This window comes from Streptomyces arenae, from assembly GCF_022343545.1.
Lineage (GTDB): Bacteria > Actinomycetota > Actinomycetes > Streptomycetales > Streptomycetaceae > Streptomyces > Streptomyces humi.
The window spans coordinates 57019-78882 of the sequence record NZ_JAKQYH010000074.1 but is presented as its reverse complement, the minus strand read 5'-3'; the positions used below and the strand labels follow the sequence as shown (position 1 = coordinate 78882).

The following is a 21864-nucleotide window of genomic DNA, read 5'->3' as shown; positions in this document are numbered from 1 at the left end:
CCCCCGACGCACCCAGGCACCCCACTAGGCGCACAGCCCCCGCCTCCTACCGAACCGCCTCCTACCGAACCGCCTCCAGAATCATCGCGTTGGCCAGCCCACCCGCCTCACACATCGTCTGAAGGCCGAAGCGGGCGCCGCGTTCCCGCATGGCGTGCACCAGCGTCGTGGTCAGCCGGGTCCCGCTCGCCCCCAGCGGATGCCCCAGCGCGATGGCCCCGCCGTGCACGTTCACCTTCTCCAGGTCGGCCCCGGTCTCCTGCCGCCAGGCCAGCACCACGCTGGCGAACGCCTCGTTCACCTCGAACAGGTCGATGTCCCCGAGCCGCAGCCCGGCCCTGCGCAGCACCTTCTCGGTCGCCGGGATGACGCCGGTCAGCATCAGCACGGGGTCGGAGCCGGTCACGGCGAACGCGTGCAACCGGGCCAGCGGCCGCAGCCCGAGCCGTTCCGCGGTCTCCCCCGCCATGATCAGCACGGCCGACGCCCCGTCGTTGATGGGACTCGCGTTGCCCGCGGTGACGTTCCACTCGATCCCCGGGAAGCGCTCGGCGAAGCCGGGGTCGTAGTAGGCGGGCTTGAGCCCGGCGAGGACCTCCGCGGTGGTGCCGGGCCGTACGGACTCGTCACGGCCCACCCCCTCCAGCGGGGCCACCTCGGCGTCGAACCGCCCCGCGGCCCAGGCCGCCGCCGCCTTCGCGTGCGAGGAGACCGCGAACTCGTCCATCTCCGCCCGCCCGATCGACCACTTCGCGGCGATGAGTTCGGCGCTGATGCCCTGCGGGACCAGCCCCTCCGGGTAGCGGGCGGCGACCCCGGGCCCGAAGGGGTCCTTGCCGGGCGGCACGTTGGACCACATCGGCACGCGGCTCATCGACTCCACACCGCAGGCCACCACGATGTCGTAGGCACCGGACATGACGCCCTGCGCGGCGAAGTGCACGGCCTGCTGGGAGGAGCCGCACTGCCGGTCGACGGTGGTCGCGGGGACGGTCTCCGGCAGGCCCGCCGAGAGCACGGCGTACCGGGTGGTGTTCATGGCCTGCTCGCCGACCTGGTCGACGGTGCCGCCGATCACGTCGTCGATGAGGGCGGGGTCGACCCCGGAGCGCTCGACGAGGGTGCGCAGGGTGTGCGCGAGGAGTTCCACGGGGTGGACGTGGGCCAGGGAGCCGTTCGGCTTGCCCTTGCCGACGGGGGTGCGTACGGCTTCGACGATGACTGCGTCGCGCATCTCGGGGACCTCGATTGCCAGTCTCGATTACCGGTGAGTAGGAAATCCGAACTCACCATAACGCGCAGAGTTGGAAAATCAAACCCTCACACGGAATGCCTCTACACTGGCGTGCATGGCCGCCCCCAAGGACCCCCGCCCCTGCTCGATCGCCGACACCCTGGCGCTCGTCGGCGAGAAGTACTCCCTGCTGGTCCTGCGCGAGGTGATGCTGGGCAACGGCCGTTTCGACCAGCTGGTGCGCAACATCGGCGCCCCGCGCGACATTTTGGCCACCCGGCTGCGCCGTCTCGTCGACGCCGGGATCCTCAGCAAACACGTCTACAGCGAGCGCCCGCAGCGCTTCGAGTATCGGGCCACCCCGGCCGGCCGGGAGCTGCACCCGGTGCTGATGACCCTGATGGACTGGGGCGACCGCCATCTGCACGCCGACGGCGACCGGCCCATGGTGCTGGAGCACAGCTGCGGCAAGGACCTGACCCCGGTCGTCACCTGCGCGGCCTGCGGCGACCCGGTGCGCCAGGAACACCTCACGGCGCACCCGCAGGCCCCGGGCTGGACGATCGCCGGACCGGCGGCCGGCTGAGCCTGCGCTACTGCCCCTGCCGGTACACGTCGAGCCGTCCGCACATCCCGAACCTGCCCTGCTCAAAGGGCTGTTCGGCCTGTACGACGGCATCGGCCAGGTGCGTGGCATCGCCCCGGGCCAGCCGGTCGAGCTGGTCCCCGGTGGCCGTGGCCGCGGCCCGTGCCCCGCGCCGCCAGCGCTCGCGCCACTCGGCGATCCGGGGCCGCACCAGCGCGGCGGCGGCCCGGTGGAAGGCGGCCAGCGGCTCCGGGCCGGTGGCCGCGCGCAGTCCGCGGTAGCCCTCCAGGGCCAGGTCACGGCGGGCGCGCGCGATCCGCTCCCGCTCGGCCTCGGGCGCGTCGGCCGGGACGGCGGTCACCGCCGCGTAGGTCTCCGGGTCGGTCAGGTACTCCGGCGGCAGCGTCAGCACCGCGTCCCCGGCCTCCGGGAGGCCGCTGTTCTGCATCAGGACGGTGATGCGCAGCTCGTCCTCGTTGACCAGGCGATGGATCGTGCCGGGCGTGAACCAGGCGACCGTGCCGGGCACGAGGGGCGTGACCCGGTACCCGGAGGTGGTGAGCGTCTGTACCGCGCCCCGGCCGCCGGTGACGACGTACGCCTCCGAACAGGCCAGGTGCAGATGGGGTGTCCCACCGCGCACACCGTCGGCGGCGGGCCAGTCGTACACGCACAGCCGGGAGACCGCGACGCCGCCCGGCAGCCCGGTGAACGCGGTCTCCCCGTCGCTCACCACGGATGCGCCGCCAGGTACTTGGCGATGTCCGCCCGCTCCCAGGCACCGTCCGCGACGACGACCCGGTAGCGGCGCCGCAGGGTGTCGCCGGGGGCGAGTTCGAGTTCGTCGTGGAAGGCCCAGGAGGGGGCGATGCCGGCGAACGGGTCGTTGCGTACGAACCAGTGCGCGGGGTGGGCGCCGTCCGCACCCGACTGGTCGTTCTCCGGGGCGTGTTCGAAGACCACGGTGGCGTGGCCGTCGACGCCGTCGTGCTCCCCGGAGAGGGCCAGCCAGGGGGACTGGGAGCCCATCAGGCCGGGGCCCTCGCCGTCCGGCCCGATGATCCGGCCGTCCCGGAAGGCGCGCGGGCCGCGCCAGAACAGGCCGGTGTACCCCGCCTGTTCGCGCCCCGCCGTGGTCGGGCTGCCGAACAGCAGGGGTTCCGGGCGCCGGTTGGTGATGTCGCTGCTCCAGGTGAGCGCCCAGGAACCGGAGCCGGGGTCGACGTCATGGACCTCGATCCGCCGCCGCTCGTCCGCCCACAGCGAGCCGTCGTACGGATGCCAGGTGAGCCGTTCGGCGATGACGAGCCGGCCGTCCCCGGACGACAGTTCGTCGAAGCCGACGTGCGCCATCGAGCCGACCCGCTCCGGAAGGGCGAGGTAACCCTGCCCGTGGACATAGGAGTTGCCGCCCCACAGGTTCGCGCCGGACAGGTGCGAGGAGGTCAGCGAGAGGCCCTTGTGCCAGCGGTGGTCGTTGGGCCGGTAGTCGGTGACGACGTCCCCGGCGAGGGTGCGCAGCGGGTGCAGATAGGGCCGCGGCGCCTCCCAGGCGGCCTCCGGCCGGTAGACGTACGCGAACAGCTGCACCCCGGTGACCGGCTCGGTCACGGTGACCCGGTCGCCGTGGGTGTGCGTGATCCGCAGCTCCCCGCTCACGCGGACACCTCCTCGCGCTCGACCGGCGCCCAGCCCGGTGCGCCCCCGTGCAGGGCCGTGTAATAAGGATCTCCAGGACCGATCTCGCCCGCACGTACGGTCGTGTCAGTGAACGCCGACTTGTACAGCGCGGTGATCAGCTCCAGGCTGGTGCGCCCGTCGGCGCCGCTGCTGCGCGGCCGCTCCCCGGCGCGCATGCTCGCGACCAGTTCGCGCAGCTGGGCCAGGTGCGAGCTGGGCACGTCGGGGCCGAAGTCCTGCCAGGCCGCCGCCTCGTCGGCGGGGACGTCCGGAGCCGGGGTGATCCGCCAGTTCGCGTTGCGGTGGCCGTACAGGTGGGTCAGCTCGACGGTGGCGCGTTCGCAGTCGATACGGATGCGACTCGTCTCGTCGGGGCTGAGCACGCTGTTCACCACGGTGGCCAGGGCGCCGTTCCCGAACCGGACCAGCGCGGTGGAGACGTCCTCGGTCTCCACGTCGTGCACCAGCCGCGCGGCCATCCCGCGCACCTCCTGCCACGGCCCCAGCAGGTCGAGCAGCAGGTCCATCTGGTGGATGCCGTGGCCCATCGCCGGGCCGCCGCCCTCGGTCGCCCAGCGGCCCCGCCAGGGCACGGCGTAGTAAGCGGTGTCCCGGTACCAGGTGGTCTGGCAGTGGGCCACCAGCGGGCGGCCCAGCGCCCCCTCGGCCAGCAGCCGGCGCACCTTGGCGGCGCCGGAGCCGAAGCGGTGCTGGAAGACGATCGAGGCGTACGGTCCGCCGTCGCTGCCCTCCTCCGCCTCGACCGCGTCGAAGTCCGCGAGGCTCGGCACGGGCGGCTTCTCGCACCACACCCAGGCCCCGGCCCGCAGCGCGGCCACCGTCTGCGCCTTGTGCAGGGTCGGCGGAGTGCCGATGGTCACCAGGTCGGGCCGCTGCTCGGCGAGCATCCGGTCCAGGTCGGTGTAGGCGTGCGGGATGCCGGCCTCCGCGCACATCGCCTCGACGGCGGTGGCATCGATGTCGACGGCGGCGACGACCTCGGTCTCGCCCTCCGCGGCCAGCCGCGCGAGCGCGGGCAGATGGGAGCCGCGCCCGATGGCACCGGCGCCGACGACGGCGGCCCGGATGCGCCGGCCGGTGAAGGGGGCTGGGGGGCGGGGCGAGCGGGGCATGGACGTGATCAGCACTCCTCGGGGTGTCTGCCGACGACGGGCGCGAAGCTCCGCCCGAATGCGCCGCACACGCACCCCGATGTGCGGGAGCAAGCGCTTTCTCCTGGGGAAACGTAAGCGGCGGTGCCATGACCGGTCAACACCCCCGCACCGCCGCCGTACCCCGGTCCGCCCGCCCAACCCCTGTGTCAGGGCTGTCGTCCGGGCCCGCTACGCTGCCGTTGCACACGCATGATCACGCGCGCCGCCGCGACCTCCAGCCGCCCCCTCACCCCTGGGACGCCGTACCTTCATGTCTTGGTTTGAATCGCTGATCCTCGGACTCGTCCAGGGGCTGACCGAGTTCCTGCCCGTCTCGTCCAGCGCGCATCTGCGGCTGACCGCGGCCTTCTCCGGCTGGGAGGACCCGGGCGCGGCCTTCACCGCCATCACCCAGATCGGCACCGAGACCGCGGTGCTGATCTACTTCCGCAAGGACATCGGGCGGATCCTCTCGGCCTGGTTCCGGTCGCTGTTCGACAAGGCGATGCGGCGCGACCACGACGCCCAGATGGGCTGGCTGGTGATCGTCGGCTCGATACCCATCGGGTTGCTGGGCGTGACGCTCAAGGACCAGATCGAGGGCCCGTTCCGCGATCTGCGCATCACCGCGACGATGCTGATCGTCGTGGGTGTCGTGATCGGCATCGCCGACCGGCTCGCGGCCCGCGACGAGACCGGCGGCAAGCACCGCGCGCCGAAGCAGCGCAAGACGCTGGAGAACCTCGGGATCAAGGACGGCCTGATCTTCGGTCTGTGCCAGGCGTGCGCCCTGATCCCGGGCGTCTCCCGCTCCGGCGCCACCATCAGCGGCGGCCTGTTCATGGGCTACCGGCGGGAGGCGGCGGCCCGCTACTCCTTCCTGCTCGCCATCCCGGCGGTGCTGGCCTCCGGCGCCTTCGAGGTCAAGGACTCGGTGAGCGAGGGCCATGTGGCCTGGGGCCCGACCCTGTTCGCGACGGTGATCGCGTTCGCGTCCGGATACGCGGTGATCGCCTGGTTCATGAAGTGGATCTCCAACAAGAGCTTCATGCCGTTCGTCTGGTACCGCGTCGCCCTCGGCGTCGTCATCATCGCGCTGGTCTCGGCGGACGTCCTCAGCCCGCACGCGGCGGAGTCGTCGAGCTGAGGCAGGCGCCTCAGCGAGCCGGCGCCTCGGGGGCGGCCGGGGTGCCCTGGTGGTAGTACAGCCGCCAGCCCGTCGCCGTCAGCCGCCACACGGAGCTGCGCCAGACGCGCCGCCCCTGGTTGTCGCCGAAGTACTTCAGCAGCACGACACCCGGGGCCAGCACCGTCCCCGACATCTCGCTGACCTTGACCGGCGAGTCAGGGGACACCGAGCCGCCGCTGGTCACGGTCAGGATGGAGGTCGCGTCCCAGCGCCGCCCGGACGCCCCGACCTCGGTGAACTCCGGGTCGAGCAGCTCCAGGACGAGGGCCGGCTCGGCCCGCACCGCCGGGTCGAGCAGTCGTAGCTCCCCGTCGATCGCCGCCCGCACCGCCCGCTCGTCCTCGTCCGTCATGCCCGGAGCCTACAAACTGCCGCTGTCCTGCCCCAACGAATTACCGTCGGGGTCAGGCCAGCTGGAGCAGCAGCGCGGTGAGCTCGGCCGGCATGGTGATCATGCAGTCGTGGCCGGTGGGGAGTTCCCACACCCGCCGGTCCGCCGGGACCGGACGGCGTACGATGCCCGGCGGTACGGCACCGACGCAGTGGACGTGGGTGCGGGGGACGCCGTGCAGCGCCGGGTTGTCCAGCCGTACCGGCTGCTGGAGGCAGCGCACCGGCATGTCGGACAGCATCGAACGCAACCAGGCCAGGTCCGCCGCCTCGGTGACCCCGAACAGCCCGTACGGCGGTGGCAGTTCGGGCAGCGGCGGGACACGCCAGCCGCTTTCGGAGGCCAGCGCGCGGTCGATCATGCCCTGGGTCGCGGGCTGCACGTCGGCCGCGGTCTCGCCGTCCTCCGGGTCCATCGCGTCGAGGTGGACCAGGTGCCCGATCCGCTCCGGGACCCGGTTGGCGACGGACGAGACGACCAGCCCCGCGTAGCTGTGCCCCACCAGGACGACCTCGGTCAGGTCCTCGTCCTTGATCAGCCGGACGACGTCGTCGACGTGGGTGTCGAGGCCGACCTCCGGGCCCAGCAGCCGCGCCTTGTCCCCGAAGCCGGTCAGGGAGGGGGCGTACACCCGGTGCCCGGCCGCCGTCAGCAACGGCACCACCCGCTCCCAGCACTCCCCGCTGTGCCAGGCACCGTGCACCAGCAGATACGTCGACATGTCGTCCTCCTCGGTTCGCTCCGCGCTGTCACCGAGCACGTTCGCGCCGGGGCGCCGGCCGCGGCAGAGCCCCGCCGGTCCTGGGGGTGACAGGGCCAGGCACGGGCAGGGCGGCCCGTACTACGGTGGCGGGATGACCGACGAACCGAACCTGCTGGGCGCGTACGTGCGGGCCCGCCGTGAGCTCGTCACGCCCGAGCAGGTCGGCATCCCGGTGCTCGGGGTACGGCGGGTGCCGGGGCTGCGCCGGGAGGAGGTCGCGATGCTGGCCGGGATCAGCGCCGACTACTACCTGCGCCTCGAACAGGGACGTGACCGCAACCCCTCCGCGCAGGTCCTGGAGTCCATCGCCCGGGTGCTCAGGCTCGACGAGGAGGCGACGGCGTATCTGCTGGGCCTCGGCTCGGCGGCGCCCCGCCGGCGTCGGCGCCGGGCCCGGAAGGAGACCGTTCCGCCCGGCGTCGTCCAGCTCGTCACCGCCCTGCCGCTGCCCGCGCTCGTCGAGGGCCGCCGCTTCGACGTGCTCGCCGTCAACTCCCTCGCCACCGCGCTGTCTCCGCGTTTCACGGTCGGCGCCAACCGGCTCCGGGACACCTTCCTCGACCCGGCCGAACAGGCCCTCCACCCGGACTGGGAGAACGCCGGGGCCGGCATGGTCGCCGGTTTCCGCCGGTCCGTCGGAACCGACACGGACGACCCCGGCGTGATCGACCTCGTCGGCGAACTCTCCCTCGCCAGCCCGCACTTCAGCAGGCTCTGGGCCCGCCACGACGTGGCCGGCTGCACGGGCGCGGCCAAGGACCTCGACCACCCCCGGGTCGGGCGGCTCCGGCTGCACCGGGAACGGCTGGACATCAGCGGCACGACGGGCCAGACGCTCGTCGTCTACCACCCGGAACCGGGCAGCGACAGCGCCGAGAAGCTCGCGCTCCTCGCCGCCGCGCTGCCCACGCCGTGAGGCCGGGAGCGCGGACGGCGCCGTGCGCCCCGCCGGGCGACTCATCTCGGCCAACTGCCGACAGCCGCCCGCCGCACCGCACTTCGGGACCGGCACACCGGCTCCGGCGAGGGCGAAGGCCGCGAACGGTGATCAGGGAGGGCCCTGTCTCGCGCCCACTCGTCCGGCAAATGCCAAGGCTTGCCCGTCTGTTGACCGTTTCGCCCGTGACCAACCCCATACGGTCCCTGTAGTGGCCCGGTAGCGCACGGTCAGTTCTTGCCCCTACGCTGTTCCGTATGTCCCCCGATTCCCGAACCCCTGGTTCCGCGCGCTCTGCTGCCGAGGTCAACGAGCACATCCGGGCGCTGTGGCTGCGTACGGGCGGAACGCTGTCGGCCCAGGAGCGGTCGGAGTACGAGCTGTTGGTGGTCGAGTGGGCCGAGGCGATCCGCGGGCGGATCATCGAGGCGGCCTGACCGCCGGGGCTCAGCGGCCGCCGGCCACCCGCAGGACGGCCCCGGTGGTGTAGGAGGCCTCCGGCGACAGCAGCCAGGCGATCGCGGCGGCGATCTCCTCCGGCCGGCCCACCCGTCCCAACGGGACGCCGGCACCGATCCGCAGGGCCCGGCCGGGGTCGCCCATCGCCGCGTGCATCTCGGTGTCGACGGCGCCGGGCGCGACCGCGTTGACCCGCACCCCGTCCGGGCCGAGTTCCTTGGCGAGGCCCACGGTCAGGGCGTCGACGGCCGCCTTCGTCGCCGCGTAGTGGACGAACTCACCCGGGCTGCCGAGGGTCGCGGCCCCCGAGGACACGTTCACGATGGCTCCGCCGCCCCGCCCGGCCAGCAGCCGCGCCGCGCGCCGCGAACACAGCAGCGTCCCCAGCAGGTTGACCTCGACGACCCTGCGCAGATCGGCGGTGTCGGTGTCCGCGAGCCGCCCCAACGGCCCGGTCACGGCAGCGTTGTTGACCAGGCCGGTGACGGCCCCCAGCTCCCGTTCCGCCGTGTCGAACAGCCGCTCCACGTCCGCTTCCACCGCCGTGTCCACCTGCACGACGGCGGCCCGCGCCCCGGCCTCCGCCACCCCGCGCGCGACCGCGGCGGCGGCGTCCGCGTCGCGGACGTAACCGATCACGACATCGTGCCCGTCCGCCGCGAGCCGCAGACAGGTCGCGGCCCCGATTCCCCGACTGCCACCGGTGACCACCGTGACGGGACGTGCCATACAAGCCTCCTGAGAACGACCGGACGGTGATCCTACGGTGATCCAAAACCGGGTTCGCTTCCCGGGCGCGCGAACTACGCTGCTGCCCGAGGCTTCGAGCCGGGGCAGGGGGCCCGGGTTCAAGGACACACGGGTGGGGAAACAGTGGATCGCCGATCACGTACCGTCAGCACGATTGCCATGCTCATGACCTCGTTGACGCTCGCGGCCTGCGGAGCCGGGGCGACCGGGACGTCCGGTGCCGACGCCGAGCCGCTGAGCAAGGCGGACCTGGAGCGGGCCACGGTCACGGGCACCGATCTCGACGGCTACGAGGTGCAGCGGGACCTGGCGTCCACCTCCGCGTCCCGCAAGACGGCGGAGCCCTCCGCGTGCGCGCCCGCCATGCAGGCGGTCGGGGGCAGCAGTGGTTTCGCGGCGACCGCGCGCACCGCCCGGATCATCTCCCCGAAGGAGCACGGACCCAGCGCGCACCTGACCCTCTCGTCGCACGGCTCCGGGGACGCCGAGCGGGTGATCGACGCGCTGCGGACGGCCGCCGAACAGTGCGAAACCTTCAAGGACGTCCTGGTGGACTTCGACTACGACGGGGTCGAGGTCCGGTCCGACCCCGGCTACGGCGACGAGTCCGTGTCCCTGCGCCTCACCCAGCTGGCGGGCGGCGCCGGCGAGGAGCCCGTACGGGTGCCCTACGCGGTGGTGGCGGTCCGTCAGGGAGCGACGGTCGCCATGTTCACCACCTTCAACCGTCCCGAGGGACAGGCGGCCGCGGAGCCGGCCGTCGTGCCGGAGGCGGTCATCAGGGCCCAGCTGGCCAAGCTGGGCAAGGTGACGGACTCCGAGTGACCGGTACGAACATCGCCGAAAATCCGCGTACCCCTTGGCTGTGCCGGTCGGGTGCCCAACACTGAGCCGATGACGCAGCGTGTGGAGCTCGCGACCGTGATGGACCGGCTTGCCCTCGACGAGTTGGTCACCGAGTACGCGGTGGCCGTCGACGACGGGGACTGGGCCGCGTACCGGGGACTGTTCACCACGGACGGGCGGGCCGACTACCGTTCCGCCGGCGGCATCGAGGGGGGCGCGGGACAGGTGGCCGGATGGCTCGCGGAGAACCTGGCCCTCTTCTCGATGCGGCAGCATCTGATCGTCAACCGCCGGATCCGCTTCGGCCTGCTGGAGCACGACACCGGCGACACCGCCCACGTCCAGGCCGACTACGTCAACCCGATGCGGTTCGCCGGCGCCGGCGCCGACGGCGACGGTGCCGGTGCCTCCACCGCCCCGGACTTCGTGTGCGGCGGCCGGTACTCGTTCGCGTCGCTGCGCACCGAGGAGGGCTGGCGGCTGCGGACAGTGGTCGTCGAGGAGCGCTGGCGCAGGCTGCCCGACCCGCGCGCGGCGGCCGTGCCCGGCTGAGCCCGCGCCCGTGCCCCCTGTCGGAGATCCCGGCGGGTCCCGCACACTGGAAGGACCCGCAGGCAGGAGGCGACGCATGAGGACCGTAGAACGCTGGCTCACCTCCCCGTGGCGGCGTTCCTGCGTCGGAGCGCTCGCGGGCGCCCTGCCCGTGCTGGCCTTCCCGGCGCCGGCACTGTGGTGGTTCGCCTATGTCGCGCTGGTCCCGTGGCTGCTGCTGGCCCGCTCGGCGCCGACCGCACGGCGGGCGGCGTACGACGGCTGGTGCGGCGGCTTCGGGTTCATGGTGGCCGTGCACCACTGGCTGCTGCCGAGTCTGCACGTCTTCATCTTCCTGATAGCCGGCCTGCTGAGCGTTTTCTGGGCGCCCTGGGGCTGGCTGACGCGCCGGCTGCTGGGCGGGGTGCCGTCACCGGGGCGGGCCGCGGCCGCGGTGCTGGTCCTGCCGTCGGGCTGGCTGATGGTGGAGCTGGTGCGCTCCTGGCAGGGGCTGGGCGGGCCGTGGGGCATGCTCGGGGCGACCCAGTGGCAGGTGACACCGGCGCTGCGGCTGGCCTCCGTGGGCGGGGTGTGGCTGCTGAGCTTCCTGGTGGTGGCCGTGAACGTGGCCGTCGCGGTGCTCGTCTCGGTCCGCGAGGCCCGGATGCCCGCGGTCGCCTCGCTGGTGGCCACGGCCGCCGCGACCTCCGCCGCCTGGGTGTGGTCACCACGCCCGGACGTCGACGGGCACGTCCGGATCGCCGTCGTCCAACCGGGCGTCGTCGACGGCTCCGACAGCGGCGACCGGCGCTTCGACCGCGAGGAGCAGCTGACCCGGCAGCTGGCGGGGCGGCACCCCGACCTGATCGTGTGGGGCGAGAGCAGCGTCGGTTTCGACCTCGGCGACCGGCCCGACCTGGCACGCCGGATCGCCGCCCTGTCCCGGGGGACCGGCGCGGACATCCTGGTGAACGTGGACGCCCGGCGCTCCGACCGGCCCGGCATCTACAAGAGCTCCCTCCTGGTGGGCGCCGACGGCCCGACGGGCGAGCGGTACGACAAGATGCGGCTGGTCCCCTTCGGCGAGTACATACCGGCCCGTTCGCTGCTCGGCTGGGCCACGTCGGTGGGCAAGGCCGCCGGCGAGGACCGGCGGCGCGGCACCGAGCAGGTGGTGATGAACGTCGGCCACGGACTGCGGGTCGGCCCGATGGTCTGCTTCGAGACGGCGTTCCCCGACATGAGCCGGCATCTCGCACGGGACGGCGCCGAGGTGCTGATCGGCCAGTCCTCGACCTCCTCGTTCCAGCACAGCTGGGCGCCCGAGCAGCACGCCTCGCTGGGTGCCCTGCGCGCCGCCGAGACCGGCCGCACGATGATCCACGCCACGCTGACCGGCGTGTCCGCCGTGTACGGGCCGGACGGCGCGCGGCTGGGCCCCTGGCTGGGCACGGACGCGAGCGAGGCCCGGGTCTACGAGGTGCCGGTCGCCCATGGCGTCACGCCGTTCGTGCGGTTCGGCGACTGGGCCGTGGACGGCGCGCTGCTGGTGCTGGCCGGGTTCTGCCTGGGCGAGGGGGCGCGGACGGTCAGGCTGCGCCGGGGCGCCGCCGAACCTCTCGTACCACCTGCTCGCAGAGTTCGTGAGTCGCCAGTGCGTCCCGGGCGCTGAGCACCTTCCCGGCGCGGACGGCGTCGAGGAAGGCGAACACGGCCTGCTCGATGCCGCGCTGCCGGGCGACCGGCACCCAGTCGCCGCGCCGCCGGACCGTCGGCTGTCCCTTGTGGTCGATCACCTCGGCGAGGTTGACGACCTGGCGCTTGGTGTCCTGCCCCGAGACCTCCAGGACCTCCTCCGCCGATCCGCTGAGCCGGTTCATCACCCCGAGCGCGGTGAAGCCGTCCCCGGCGAGCTGGAGGACGACGTGGTGCAGCAGTCCCTCGACGACCCGCGCGCGGACGGTGACGTCGTCGACGGGTCCGGGGGCGAGGAAGCGCAGGGTGTCCACGACGTGGATGAAGTCGTCGAGGATCATCGTGCGGGGTTCCTCGGGCAGCCCGATGCGGTTCTTCTGCATCAGGATCAGCTCGCGCGGGTGGTCGGAGCACTGGACGTAGCCCGGCGCGTACCGCCGGTTGAAGCCGACGAACAGCGACACGTCCCGTTCCTCGGCGAGCGTCACGAGCCGTTCGGAGTCGGCGAGCCGGTACGCCAGCGGCTTGTCGACGTATGTCGGTACGCCCGCTTCCAGGAGCCGGGTGACGATCTCGGGGTGGGCGCCCGTCGGCGCGTGCACGAAGGCGGCGTCGAGATCCTGGGCGAGGAGGTCGTCGAGGGTCGTGTGCCGGTGGCCGGCGGGCAGGCGGAGGGTGTCGGCGACCCGGTCGAGGGTCGCGGGGGTGCGGGTCTGGAGGTGGAGTTCGAGCCCCGGCCGCGTGCCCAGCACCGGCAGATACGCCTTCTGCGCGATGTCGCCCAGTCCGATGCAGCCGACCTTCACTGACGCTCCCCTGGCGGTTGCCTACGCATGTCCGCACCCGTGTCCGTCCGGATGCCTGTGCGGAAGCATACGGGCCGATAATCCGTGGTGGGACAGGGCGGTGCTCGGCGAGGATGCCGGGTATGACGACCGAACGCCGTTTGCCCGAGACCGACGCCGACGAACGCACCATGCTGGAGGACTGGCTGGAGTTCCACCGGGGCACCCTCGCGGTGAAGTGCGAGGGGCTGACCGACGCCCAGCTCAGGACCGCCTCCGTGGAGCCGTCCCCGCTGTCCCTGCTGGGGCTGGTGCGGCACATGGCCGATGTGGAGCGGTCCTGGTACAGCCGGGTGCTCGCCGGGGCGGAGGCACCGCCGCTGTACTGGAGCGACGAGGACCCGGACGGCGAGTTCCACGTCACCGAGGCGGACACCTGGCAGGAGACGTACGCGATCTGGCAGGCCGAGATCGAGGCCGCGCGTGCCATCGCGGCCGACTTCGGCCTGGACGACCTCTCCAAGGGCGTGCACCGCCGCACCGGGAAGCGGATCAGCCTGCGCTGGATCCACACCCACATGATCGAGGAGTACGCCCGGCACAACGGTCACGCCGACCTGATCCGGGAGCGGATCGACGGCGCGACCGGCGACTGACGTCAGCCTCGCGGTCACCCGTCCCCCGTACGGGGCACGAGATCACCCGTGCGGGGCACCGAACTCCCGTCGGCGGTGTCAACGCCCGCGCCGAGCCAGCAGAGTTGCGCGGGTGCATCGAACGACGACGACCGCAGCGCTCCTGGTCACCGTGACCGTCTCGGCGCTGTCCGGCTGTGTGACGGTCCAGCGTCCGGCGGCGCCCGGCCCGCCGCCGGGTACGGCGCCCTCGCAGCCGTCGGCGCCCCGCCCGGACGGCAGCGCCGACCCCAAGGTGGTGCAGGCACCGGCCAAGGAGGCGCTGGAGATGGTCGGTCCGGCCCGGCCCCCCGACCGCCGCACGTCCGGCGCCCCGCACACCCCGCCCGCGCCACCCACGCACCTGCCACCGCCCCCGCGCACCGCCGGCTCCGCGCATCCGCAACCCCGTGCCCATCCGCTCCCGCACCGGACGCGGAGTTCAGGGGCCGACGTGCCCGACGCCCCACCCGTGCCGAAGGCCCCGGACGTATGCGCCCTCGGCAAGCAGTACGGCGGCTGGCGCGCGGACAGCCCGCAGGCGCGGATCTGCGAGCAGACGTACGGCCACTGAGGCGGCGGGCTTCCGGCCGGGCCGTCAGCTGGGCCGTTGTCTCGGTGGTCCCCAGCGTTCGCCGTCCGGGCCGTCGTCCCCCTCTTCGCCGAGTCGCAGGGCCAGCCGGCTGATCGCGGCCCGGACCCCGTTGCCGTAACCGTCGTCACCGAGGGCGGTGGCGGCGCCGCGGGCCCGGCGCAGATGGGTGCGGGCGGCTTCGGTACGGCCGAGCTTGACGTAGTCGGCGGCGAGGTTGAGGTGCAGGGACGGGTAGAAACCGCGGACCCCCGCGGGCCGGCCCCCGTCCCCGGCGCCGTCCCCCTCCTGCGCCGCCCCCGTGGGCCCCGCCGCCTCTGACTCGCCCGGCCCCCTGACCTGCCTGTCCTCGCTCGCGTCCCTCGCCTCGTCCGCCGCGGACAACGCCCGCAGGTCCCAGGCGAGTTCGTCGGCCGGATCGTCCTGGGTGTCAGCCAGGTAGTGGGCCAGGGTGCAGCGGTGCAGCGGGTCGCCGTGTTCGCCGACCTCCGCCCACAGGTCGAGCAGGCGCCCGCGGGCCTCCTCACGGTCACCGGCGTGGTGCAGCATCACGACCTGCCCGATCCGCGTGAGCACGGCGTCCGGTGCCGTCTGCTCCTGTCGGTCCGTCACCGCGGCCTCCGCACGTCTCGATCGTCTGCGTCGACGCTAACCGCCCCTGGCGGCTTCCCCCGGCTCATCGGCACGCGGCCCGCCGTGTCCCCCACCGGCGCCGTCAGCCCAGGTTCGGGATGTGCCAGTCGATCGCCTCGTGGCCCTGGGCCGCGACCGCCTCGTTGATCTGGGTGAACGGGCGGGAGCCGAAGAACTTCTTCGCGGACAGCGGGGACGGGTGCGCGCCCTGGATCACGACGTGGCGGCTCTCGTCGATCAGCCGGAGCTTCTTCTGGGCGTAGCCGCCCCAGAGGACGAAGACCGCCGGGTCGGGCCGGTCGGCGACCGCGCGGATCACCGCGTCCGTGAACTTCTCCCAGCCCTTGTTCTTGTGCGAGTTGGCCTCACCGGCACGGACCGTGAGCACCGCGTTGAGCAGCAGGACGCCCTGCCGGGCCCACGGCATCAGGTAGCCGTTGTCCGGTGTCGCCTCCCAGCCCAGCTCCTCCTTCATCTCCTTGTAGATGTTCCGCAGCGACGGCGGGGTGCGCACGCCGGGGCGGACGGAGAAGCACAGGCCGTGGCCCTGGCCCTCGCCGTGGTAGGGGTCCTGGCCGAGGATCAGCACCTTGACCTGGTCGTACGGCGTCGCGTCCAGCGCGGCGAAGACCTCCTCGCGCGGCGGGTAGACGGGGCCCTTCGCCCGCTCCTCCTCGACGAACTCGGTCAGCTCCTTGAAGTAGGGCTGCTGCAGCTCGTCACCCAGAACCCCGTGCCAGGACTGGGGCAGCATGGCGATGTCGGTCACGTCGACGTCCTCACGAATTGCGGTCACTTGCGGTTCCTGCCGATGCCCAAGAACCTACAGGCGACCACTGACAACCGGTGCCGCCCGGGGAATTCACCAGCTGGTCTTGCGGTGCAGCTCCCACATCATCATGATCGTCGACGGGTCGAGCGCGCGTTCGCCACCGGAGATGTCGTCGCTCGCCGCCACGTACTGCCGGCCCTGCCACAGCGGGATCAGCCGGGCGTCGTTGACGAGGATCTGCTGGGCCTCCTCGAAGTCCTTGACCCCCTCCGCCCGGTCGCTCTCCCCGCGCGTCCGGGGCAGCAGCCTGCCGGTGATCACCGGGGACGGGTAAGGCGTGCCGAGGGCGTTCTGCTGTCCGACGAATGGGGCGATGAAGTTGTCGGCGTCCGGGAAGTCCGGGAACCAGCCGCGCCCGAACACCGGGTACTCGCCCTTCTGGTAGCCGACGACATAGGTCTTCCACGGACGGCTCCTGAGCGTGATGGTGAACAGTCCGGAGTCGTCCAGCTGCTGCTTGAGCTCCTGGAACATGCTGGCGGTCTCGGAGCCGTAGCGGTCGGTGGTGTACCAGAGGGTGAGCGGGACCTTCTGGGTGATCCCGGCGTCGGCGAGGATCTTGCGCGCCTTGGAGGTGCTGGGGTCGCCGAAGTCGTCGAAGAAGCCGGTGGTGTGGCCGGTCAGCCCGGCGGGGACCATGGAGTACAGCGGGTCGACGGTGTCCTTGTAGACGGTGTGCGCGATCGCGGCGCGGTCCACGACCTGGGCGACGGCCTTGCGCACGGCCGGTATCTTCGCCCACGGGTCCTTGGGGTTGAAGACCAGGTAGCTGATGTCCATGCCGGTGCCGTCGACCAGTTGCAGGTCGGTGGAGCGGTGCGCCTGGAGGGCGACGATGTCGGAGGCGGCGAGACCGCGGTAGGTGACGTCGATGTCCCCGGCCCGCAGGGCCTTGACCATGGTGGCCGAGTCCTGGAAGTAGCGGATGGTCACGGCGTCGTTCTGGCGGTCGGCGAAGCCCTGGTAGTTGTCGTTGCGGACCAGCTCGGCCCGCTTGCCCTCCTCGTACGACTCGAGGGCGTACGGCCCGGAGCCGTGCACCGTCTTCTCCTTGCGCAGGGAGTGCGCGGGGTAGTCGTCGGGGTCGACGATGGACATGGCGGGGGTGGCGAGCACGAACGGGAAGGTGGCGTCGGGCTTGTTGAGGTGGAAGACCACCTCGCGGTCGCCGACCGTCTGCACCCGGTCGAGGCTGCCGAGCAGTCCGGCCGGACCGCTGGGCGCGTTGATGGTCCGGATCCGGTCGATGGAGTACTTGACGGCGTCGGCGTCGAGGGTGTCGCCGTCCGCGAACTTCATGCCCGAGCGCAGCTCACAGCGGTAGGTACGGCTGCCGGAGTCCGTGAAGCCGCAGCTCCGGGCGGCGTCGGGCTGCGGGGTGGTGGCGCCGTCGGGGTAGGCGAGCAGCGTCTGGTAGACGTTCCTGAAGAGCTCCCAGGAACCGTCCCACGATCCGGCCGGGTCGAGCGTGCTGGGAGCGCTGGTCGTACCGACGACGATCGGCCCGCCGCCGCCCGCGCCGCTGCTGGAGAAGACACCGCACCCGGCGACCAGGGACAGGGACGCGGCCGCGGCGACTCTTCGCAGCCCTCGGTTCCGGTTGAACACGCGCTCGCTCCTCGATCCGCCGTACCAGGGGTCGGCGGCAGACCATACCGCAGCGTTGCGCGCCCTGAACCACCCCGGAAACACGGGCGTTGATCGAGTGTGCTATGACGACGTTGTCATTCCGACGTACGGATCCCGTACGGCTGTCCGGGCGTCACATCGGTCGTTCCCGTGACGAAATGTCTGTGACGAAGACGACGCCCGGCGGTCCGGGCGGACCGGAGGGTCCGCCCGGACCGCCGGGCTGAGAAGGCGTCAGGTGTCAGGCCATGCCGGCGTTGAGGAAGATGCCGCCGTCGACGACGAGCGTCTGGCCGGTGATCCAGTCCGACTGCTCCGAGGTGAGGAACGCGGCGGCGCCGCCGATGTCGGAGGGCACGCCGAGCCGCTTGAGCGGGTAGCCCGCGGCGGCCTCGGCCTCCCGGCCCTCGTACAGGGCCTGCGCGAACTTGGTCTTGACGACCGCGGGGGCGATCGCGTTGACCCTGACGCCCGGCGCGAACTCGTGCGCCAGCTGCTGGGTCAGGTTGATCATCGCGGCCTTGCTGATGCCGTACGCCCCGATGAACGGCGAGGCCGAGAGCCCGGCGACGGACGCGATGTTGACGATGGCACCGCCGTTGTCCTTCTGCCAGGCGTGCCAGGTCTTCTGGGCGAAGCCGAGGGCCGAGACCACGTTGGTCTCGAACACCTTGCGGGCGACGTCCAGGTCGACGTCGGCGATCGGGCCGAACACCGGGTTGGTACCGGCGTTGTTGACCAGGTGGTCGACGCGGCCGAAGGCCTCCATGGTGCGGTCGACGACCTCGCTCTGGTGGGCCAGGTCGTGTGCCTTGCCGGCGATGCCGATGACCCGCTCGGAGCCGAGGGTCTCGACGGCCTCCTTGAGGGCGTCCTCGTTGCGGCCGGTGATGGCGACGCGGTCGCCGCGGGCGAGCAGCGCCTCGGCGACGCCGTAGCCGATGCCACGGCTCGCGCCGGTGACGATCGCCACCTTGCCGGAGAGTTCAGGCAGTTCAGTCATGTCAGTGTTCCCCAGGTTCCCCGGTGTGCTTCTAGTCGAGCGGTCCGCCGGCCACGTACAGCACCTGGCCGGAGACGAAGCCGGCCGCCTCGTTCGTGAAGAAGGCGATGGCGTTGGCGATGTCCTCGGGCTCGCCGACGCGCTGCACCGGGATCTGGGTGGCGGCGGCCGCCTTGAACTCCTCGAAGCCCATCTTCACGCGGTCGGCGGTGGCCTTGGTCATCTCGGTGGCGATGAACCCGGGGGCGACGGCGTTCGCGGTGATGCCGAACTTGCCGAGCTCGATGGCGAGGGTCTTGGTGAAGCCCTGGAGACCGGCCTTGGCGGCGGAGTAGTTGGCCTGGCCGCGGTTGCCGAGCGCCGAGGAGGAGGACAGGTTGACGATCCGGCCCCAGCCGGCCTCGACCATGTGCTGCTGGACGGCCTTGGCCATCAGGAAGGAGCCGCGCAGGTGCACGTTCAGGACGGTGTCCCAGTCGGACGCGGACATCTTGAACAGCAGGTTGTCGCGGAGCACACCGGCGTTGTTGACCAGGATGGTCGGGGCGCCGAGCTCCTCGGCGACCCGGGCGATCGCCGCGGCGACCTGGGCCTCGTCGGAGACGTCGGCGCCGACCGCGATCGCCCTGCCGCCAGCGGCGGTGATCTTCTCGACGGTGTCCTTGCAGGCGGCCTCGTCGAGGTCGATCACGGCGACCGCGCGACCTTCGGCGGCCAGTCGTACGGCGGTGGCGGCGCCGATCCCGCGTGCGGCACCGGTGACGACGGCCACCCGCTGCTCAGTGCTGGACATTGCTGTTTCTCCTCGCCCTTGAGAGAACCTGGTCGCGGAGCCCGCTGGTGGCGCCCCGCCGCGGTGAGCGACCGCTTAGTACCTTCGACAGACGTGACGCTAGAAGCCCTGGCACGCGGTGTCAACGTCACACCGCGCGGTGTGATCCATTACCTCACCAGGAGGTCCAGCAACCGGTCCGGCTCGGCGGCGGCGTCCAGGGTCAGCCCGGTGTGCACCGGGCCGGGCTGGACGATCGTCGAACGGGGTGCGACGAGCCAGCGGAACCGGCGCCCGGGGTCGTCGCCGGCCGCGTGTCCCGCCGCGTCGCCGCCCGCGCAGACACCCTCCACCGCCCCGAGCGCGGCCCGCACCCCGGCCACGTCCGCGGCCGGGTCGAGGGCCAGCAGCCGGGCCTCGTCGAGGTGGGTACGGGCACCGACGTAGGCCTTGGCCCGGCAGTACACGATCACCCCGGCGTTGATGCACTCGCCGCGCTCCACGCGGGGGACGACCCGCAGCAGCGCGTACTCGAAGACATCCCGGCCACCGCCCTGGCCGGCCCGGGTGATGTGACGCTCGGCCACGTGTCCGGCCATGTGGATGTGGGTCTCGCTCACTTGGCCCCCTCGATGCCAGTGATGCGCTCGTGGATGCCGGCGGCCCGGGCGAGCAGCGGCCGGGCGTAGGTGCGCCGCAGGTCGTCGGGCGTCTCGAAGCCGGGTTCGGCGGTCAGCCAGACGTCCGGGACCTCGGCGGTGACCTCGGCGAGCAGTTCCTCGGTGACGAGCGGCGCCAAGTCCGCCGCGGCGGCGCGGACATCGGGGGCGAAGCCGCCGAGGGCGTGGTCCGAGGCGTCGTACGGGCGGGCCGCGGAGGTCTCGGCCGACGGCCAGTTGTGCTGCCAGATCATGGTGGCGCCGTGGTCGATGAGCCACAGATCGCCGTGGTGCACCAGGAGGTTGGGGTTGCGCCAGGAGCGGTCGACGTTGTTGACCAGCGCGTCGAACCAGACGATCCGGCCGGCCTCCTCGGGGCTCACCGCGAAGGCGAGCGGGTCGAAACCGAGGGCACCGGAGAGGAAGTCCATGCCGAGGTTGCTGCCGCCGCTGCCCCGCAGCAGGTCCTGCACCTGCTGCTCGGGTTCGCCGAGCCCCAGCACGGGGTCGAGTTCGACGGTGACGAGCCGGGGCATCCGGAACCCGAGCCGGCGGGCGAGTTCCCCGCAGACGACCTCGGCGACCAGCGTCTTGCGCCCCTGCCCGGCACCGGTGAACTTCATGACGTACGTCCCGAAGTCGTCGGCCTCGACGAGTCCTGGCAGCGAACCGCCCTCGCGCAGGGGTGTGATGTAGCGGGTCGCGGTGACCGCTTTCAGCATTTTCCCAGGCCACCCGTCTCTTCAGGCGTGCAATCCGTGGCCGGCCCGCGAAGGGCGCGCCTCCGGCTCGAAGTGAGCATAGTAACCGAGGGTGATCATGCCGGGGAACGCCCGAGTGCGGGAGCGAGGCCTTTCGGTCCCTCAGAACCCGGTGAGGGTGGTCTTGCCGATCGCGGATCCGCTCTCCTGGAGCCGGTGGGCCTCGCGGAGGTTGGCCGCGTCGATCCGGCCGAGGTCCCGGGTGGCCGTGGTGGCGAGGACACCGGCGTCGACGAGGCGGGCGACCTGCGTGAGGATGTGGTGCTGCATGGCCTGGTCGGCGGTGCGGAACATCGACCGCGTGTACATGAACTCCCAGTGGAAGGAGATGCTCTTGGCCTTGAGCACCCCGATGGGCAGGGCCTCGAAGTCGTCGATGGCGACGATGTGGCCGAACGGGTTGAGGGCCTCGGCGTACGCGCCCAGGTTCCGGTCGGTGCCCGTGGTGCTGAAGACGAAGTCGACGCCGTTCGGCGCCACCGCCGCCAACTGCGGGCCCAGCGGGCTGCGGTGGTCGACCACGTGGTGCACTCCCATCCGGCGCGCGTACGCGGTGGTCTCGGGCCGCGACGCGGTACCGATGACGGTGAGGCTGGTCAGGTTGCGGGCCAGCTGCGAGGCGATGGCGCCGACCCCGCCCGCGGCCGCGGTGATCAGCAGGGCGCCGGTCTGCTCCAGCGCCCCCGTGCGCAGGCCGAGCCGCTCGAACAGCCCCTCCCAGGCGGTGAGGGCGGTCAGCGGCAGCGCGGCGGCCTCGGTGAAGGAGAGCGTGGCCGGCTTGCGGCCGACGATCCGCTCGTCGACCGCGTGGAAGCGGGAGTTGGCGCCGGGGCGGTCGAGCGCACCGGCGTAGTACACCTCGTCGCCCACCTGGAACAGCTCCACCTCGTCGCCGACGGCGACGACGGTTCCGGCGGCGTCCCAGCCGAGCACCTTCGCCTCGCCGCCCGGGTCGACGTTCTGCCGGATCTTGTAGTCCACCGGGTTGAGCGCGATCGCCTCGACGCGGACCAGCAGGTCGCGGGGGCCCGGCTCGGGGGTGGGCAGCGTGACGTCCTCCAGGCTGTCGGCGTGGTCGACGGGCAGCGACTTGCGGTAGGCGACTGCCGGCATCGTCCCGGGGATGTCGTGCGTGGCGGTCATGGCGGTACGGCCTTTCGACGGAGGTGGATGATCAGGGCGCGCGACGGCGGTCGGCGGTGCGGGCGCGCGTCGGACCAAGGGTCCCGGCACCCGGACCTAATCACCGGGCCGACGCGCCCTGGTGGCTCGCCCGAACGGCTTCGGCCACGTCAGGGACAGTACGCAA

The 21864-nt window shown here is 72.3% G+C and carries 25 protein-coding genes; 9 read left to right on the top strand and 16 right to left on the bottom strand.

Annotated elements, in window-relative coordinates; genetic code table 11:
• Positions 1 to 61: 61 nt before the first annotated feature.
• A complete protein-coding gene (locus MB828_RS37095) occupies positions 62 to 1234 on the bottom strand; it encodes a thiolase family protein (RefSeq protein ID WP_301652007.1) in 1173 nt (390 codons plus the stop codon).
• A 115-nt stretch (positions 1235 to 1349) separates the two neighbouring features.
• Here MB828_RS37095 and MB828_RS37090 point away from each other — a divergent pair, with 115 nt between their 5' ends.
• The gene (locus MB828_RS37090) at positions 1350 to 1820 is read left to right on the top strand and encodes a winged helix-turn-helix transcriptional regulator (protein WP_301652006.1); all 471 of its coding nucleotides are present in this window, start codon (positions 1350 to 1352) and stop codon (positions 1818 to 1820) included.
• Between the two features lie 7 nt (positions 1821 to 1827).
• Here the strand turns inward: MB828_RS37090 and MB828_RS37085 are convergent, their stop codons facing one another.
• From MB828_RS37085 to MB828_RS37075, 3 genes are read right to left on the bottom strand one after another with little or no spacing between them, the layout of a single operon-like run.
• Positions 1828 to 2553, bottom strand: a complete 726-nt coding sequence (locus MB828_RS37085; RefSeq protein WP_430381488.1) for a cupin domain-containing protein — start codon at positions 2551 to 2553, stop codon at positions 1828 to 1830.
• Positions 2550 to 3479: a PmoA family protein gene (locus MB828_RS37080; protein ID WP_301652004.1), complete on the bottom strand. Its 930-nt coding sequence runs from the start codon at positions 3477 to 3479 to the stop codon at positions 2550 to 2552. The genes MB828_RS37085 and MB828_RS37080 overlap by 4 nt, the downstream gene beginning before the upstream one ends.
• Entirely contained in the window at positions 3476 to 4633 is a 1158-nt protein-coding gene (locus MB828_RS37075; RefSeq protein WP_301652003.1) for a Gfo/Idh/MocA family protein, read from the bottom strand. The genes MB828_RS37080 and MB828_RS37075 overlap by 4 nt, the downstream gene beginning before the upstream one ends.
• A 292-nt stretch (positions 4634 to 4925) precedes the next feature.
• On the opposite strand from MB828_RS37075, the gene MB828_RS37070 reads away from it, so the two are divergent.
• A complete protein-coding gene (locus tag MB828_RS37070) occupies positions 4926 to 5801 on the top strand; it encodes an undecaprenyl-diphosphate phosphatase (protein WP_301652002.1) in 876 nt (291 codons plus the stop codon).
• Positions 5802 to 5811: 10 nt separating this feature from the next.
• Here MB828_RS37070 and MB828_RS37065 read toward each other — a convergent pair whose 3' ends face one another.
• Together MB828_RS37065 and MB828_RS37060 are read right to left on the bottom strand one after the other, a co-directional pair.
• The gene (locus MB828_RS37065; protein ID WP_301652001.1) at positions 5812 to 6195 is read right to left on the bottom strand and encodes a DUF4440 domain-containing protein; all 384 of its coding nucleotides are present in this window, start codon (positions 6193 to 6195) and stop codon (positions 5812 to 5814) included.
• A 52-nt stretch (positions 6196 to 6247) separates the two neighbouring features.
• Positions 6248 to 6955, bottom strand: a complete 708-nt coding sequence (locus MB828_RS37060; protein ID WP_301652000.1) for an alpha/beta fold hydrolase — start codon at positions 6953 to 6955, stop codon at positions 6248 to 6250.
• A 133-nt stretch (positions 6956 to 7088) separates the two neighbouring features.
• On the opposite strand from MB828_RS37060, the gene MB828_RS37055 reads away from it, so the two are divergent.
• Together MB828_RS37055 and MB828_RS37050 are read left to right on the top strand one after the other, a co-directional pair.
• Positions 7089 to 7913: a helix-turn-helix domain-containing protein gene (locus MB828_RS37055; RefSeq protein ID WP_301651999.1), complete on the top strand. Its 825-nt coding sequence runs from the start codon at positions 7089 to 7091 to the stop codon at positions 7911 to 7913.
• A 278-nt stretch (positions 7914 to 8191) separates the two neighbouring features.
• Positions 8192 to 8371: a hypothetical protein gene (locus MB828_RS37050; RefSeq protein WP_133024717.1), complete on the top strand. Its 180-nt coding sequence runs from the start codon at positions 8192 to 8194 to the stop codon at positions 8369 to 8371.
• A 10-nt stretch (positions 8372 to 8381) separates the two neighbouring features.
• Here the strand turns inward: MB828_RS37050 and MB828_RS37045 are convergent, their stop codons facing one another.
• On the bottom strand, positions 8382 to 9122 hold the full coding sequence (locus MB828_RS37045) for an SDR family oxidoreductase (RefSeq protein WP_301651998.1): 741 nt from the start codon (positions 9120 to 9122) through the stop codon (positions 8382 to 8384).
• Between the two features lie 186 nt (positions 9123 to 9308).
• Between MB828_RS37045 and MB828_RS37040 the strand changes: the two genes are divergently transcribed.
• The 3 genes from MB828_RS37040 (at position 9309) to lnt (ending at position 12192) form a co-directional block, all read left to right on the top strand.
• Complete coding sequence (locus tag MB828_RS37040) at positions 9309 to 9968, top strand: hypothetical protein (protein ID WP_301651997.1); 660 nt, start codon at positions 9309 to 9311, stop codon at positions 9966 to 9968.
• Between the two features lie 69 nt (positions 9969 to 10037).
• Positions 10038 to 10541, top strand: coding sequence for a nuclear transport factor 2 family protein (locus tag MB828_RS37035; RefSeq protein ID WP_301651996.1), 504 nt, complete (start codon positions 10038 to 10040; stop codon positions 10539 to 10541).
• A gap of 76 nt (positions 10542 to 10617) precedes the next feature.
• Entirely contained in the window at positions 10618 to 12192 is a 1575-nt protein-coding gene (gene lnt, locus MB828_RS37030; RefSeq protein ID WP_301651995.1) for an apolipoprotein N-acyltransferase, read from the top strand.
• Here the strand turns inward: lnt and MB828_RS37025 are convergent.
• Entirely contained in the window at positions 12110 to 13021 is a 912-nt protein-coding gene (locus MB828_RS37025) for a Gfo/Idh/MocA family protein (RefSeq protein ID WP_301651994.1), read from the bottom strand. The two genes, lnt and MB828_RS37025, sit on opposite strands and share 83 nt — an antisense overlap.
• 122 nt (positions 13022 to 13143) lie before the next feature.
• Between MB828_RS37025 and MB828_RS37020 the strand changes: the two genes are divergently transcribed.
• Together MB828_RS37020 and MB828_RS37015 are read left to right on the top strand one after the other, a co-directional pair.
• Positions 13144 to 13656, top strand: coding sequence for a DinB family protein (locus tag MB828_RS37020; RefSeq protein ID WP_301651993.1), 513 nt, complete (start codon positions 13144 to 13146; stop codon positions 13654 to 13656).
• A gap of 112 nt (positions 13657 to 13768) precedes the next feature.
• Positions 13769 to 14248: a hypothetical protein gene (locus MB828_RS37015; protein WP_301651992.1), complete on the top strand. Its 480-nt coding sequence runs from the start codon at positions 13769 to 13771 to the stop codon at positions 14246 to 14248.
• 24 nt (positions 14249 to 14272) lie between these two features.
• Here MB828_RS37015 and MB828_RS37010 read toward each other — a convergent pair whose 3' ends face one another.
• The 8 genes from MB828_RS37010 to MB828_RS36975 all read right to left on the bottom strand — a co-directional run bounded on the left by MB828_RS37010 (position 14273) and on the right by MB828_RS36975 (position 21698).
• The gene (locus MB828_RS37010; protein WP_301651991.1) at positions 14273 to 14878 is read right to left on the bottom strand and encodes a hypothetical protein; all 606 of its coding nucleotides are present in this window, start codon (positions 14876 to 14878) and stop codon (positions 14273 to 14275) included.
• A 103-nt stretch (positions 14879 to 14981) separates the two neighbouring features.
• On the bottom strand, positions 14982 to 15668 hold the full coding sequence (gene ung / locus MB828_RS37005) for a uracil-DNA glycosylase (RefSeq protein WP_046727200.1): 687 nt from the start codon (positions 15666 to 15668) through the stop codon (positions 14982 to 14984).
• 93 nt (positions 15669 to 15761) lie between these two features.
• Positions 15762 to 17339 (bottom strand): ABC transporter substrate-binding protein, encoded by a 1578-nt coding sequence (locus MB828_RS37000; RefSeq protein ID WP_301651990.1) that lies wholly within the window; start codon positions 17337 to 17339, stop codon positions 15762 to 15764.
• Positions 17340 to 17601: 262 nt separating this feature from the next.
• The gene (locus tag MB828_RS36995; protein ID WP_046727202.1) at positions 17602 to 18363 is read right to left on the bottom strand and encodes an SDR family oxidoreductase; all 762 of its coding nucleotides are present in this window, start codon (positions 18361 to 18363) and stop codon (positions 17602 to 17604) included.
• A gap of 31 nt (positions 18364 to 18394) precedes the next feature.
• Positions 18395 to 19156, bottom strand: a complete 762-nt coding sequence (gene fabG, locus MB828_RS36990) for a 3-oxoacyl-ACP reductase FabG (protein WP_133024707.1) — start codon at positions 19154 to 19156, stop codon at positions 18395 to 18397.
• A gap of 149 nt (positions 19157 to 19305) precedes the next feature.
• Positions 19306 to 19734 (bottom strand): DUF3037 domain-containing protein, encoded by a 429-nt coding sequence (locus tag MB828_RS36985; protein WP_133025182.1) that lies wholly within the window; start codon positions 19732 to 19734, stop codon positions 19306 to 19308.
• A gap of 17 nt (positions 19735 to 19751) precedes the next feature.
• Positions 19752 to 20516 carry a HipA family kinase gene (locus MB828_RS36980; protein ID WP_301651989.1) on the bottom strand — a complete coding sequence of 255 codons (765 nt, stop codon included), beginning with the start codon at positions 20514 to 20516 and terminating at the stop codon, positions 19752 to 19754.
• A 141-nt stretch (positions 20517 to 20657) separates the two neighbouring features.
• Complete coding sequence (locus MB828_RS36975) at positions 20658 to 21698, bottom strand: zinc-binding alcohol dehydrogenase family protein (protein WP_301651988.1); 1041 nt, start codon at positions 21696 to 21698, stop codon at positions 20658 to 20660.
• Positions 21699 to 21864: the final 166 nt, after the last annotated feature.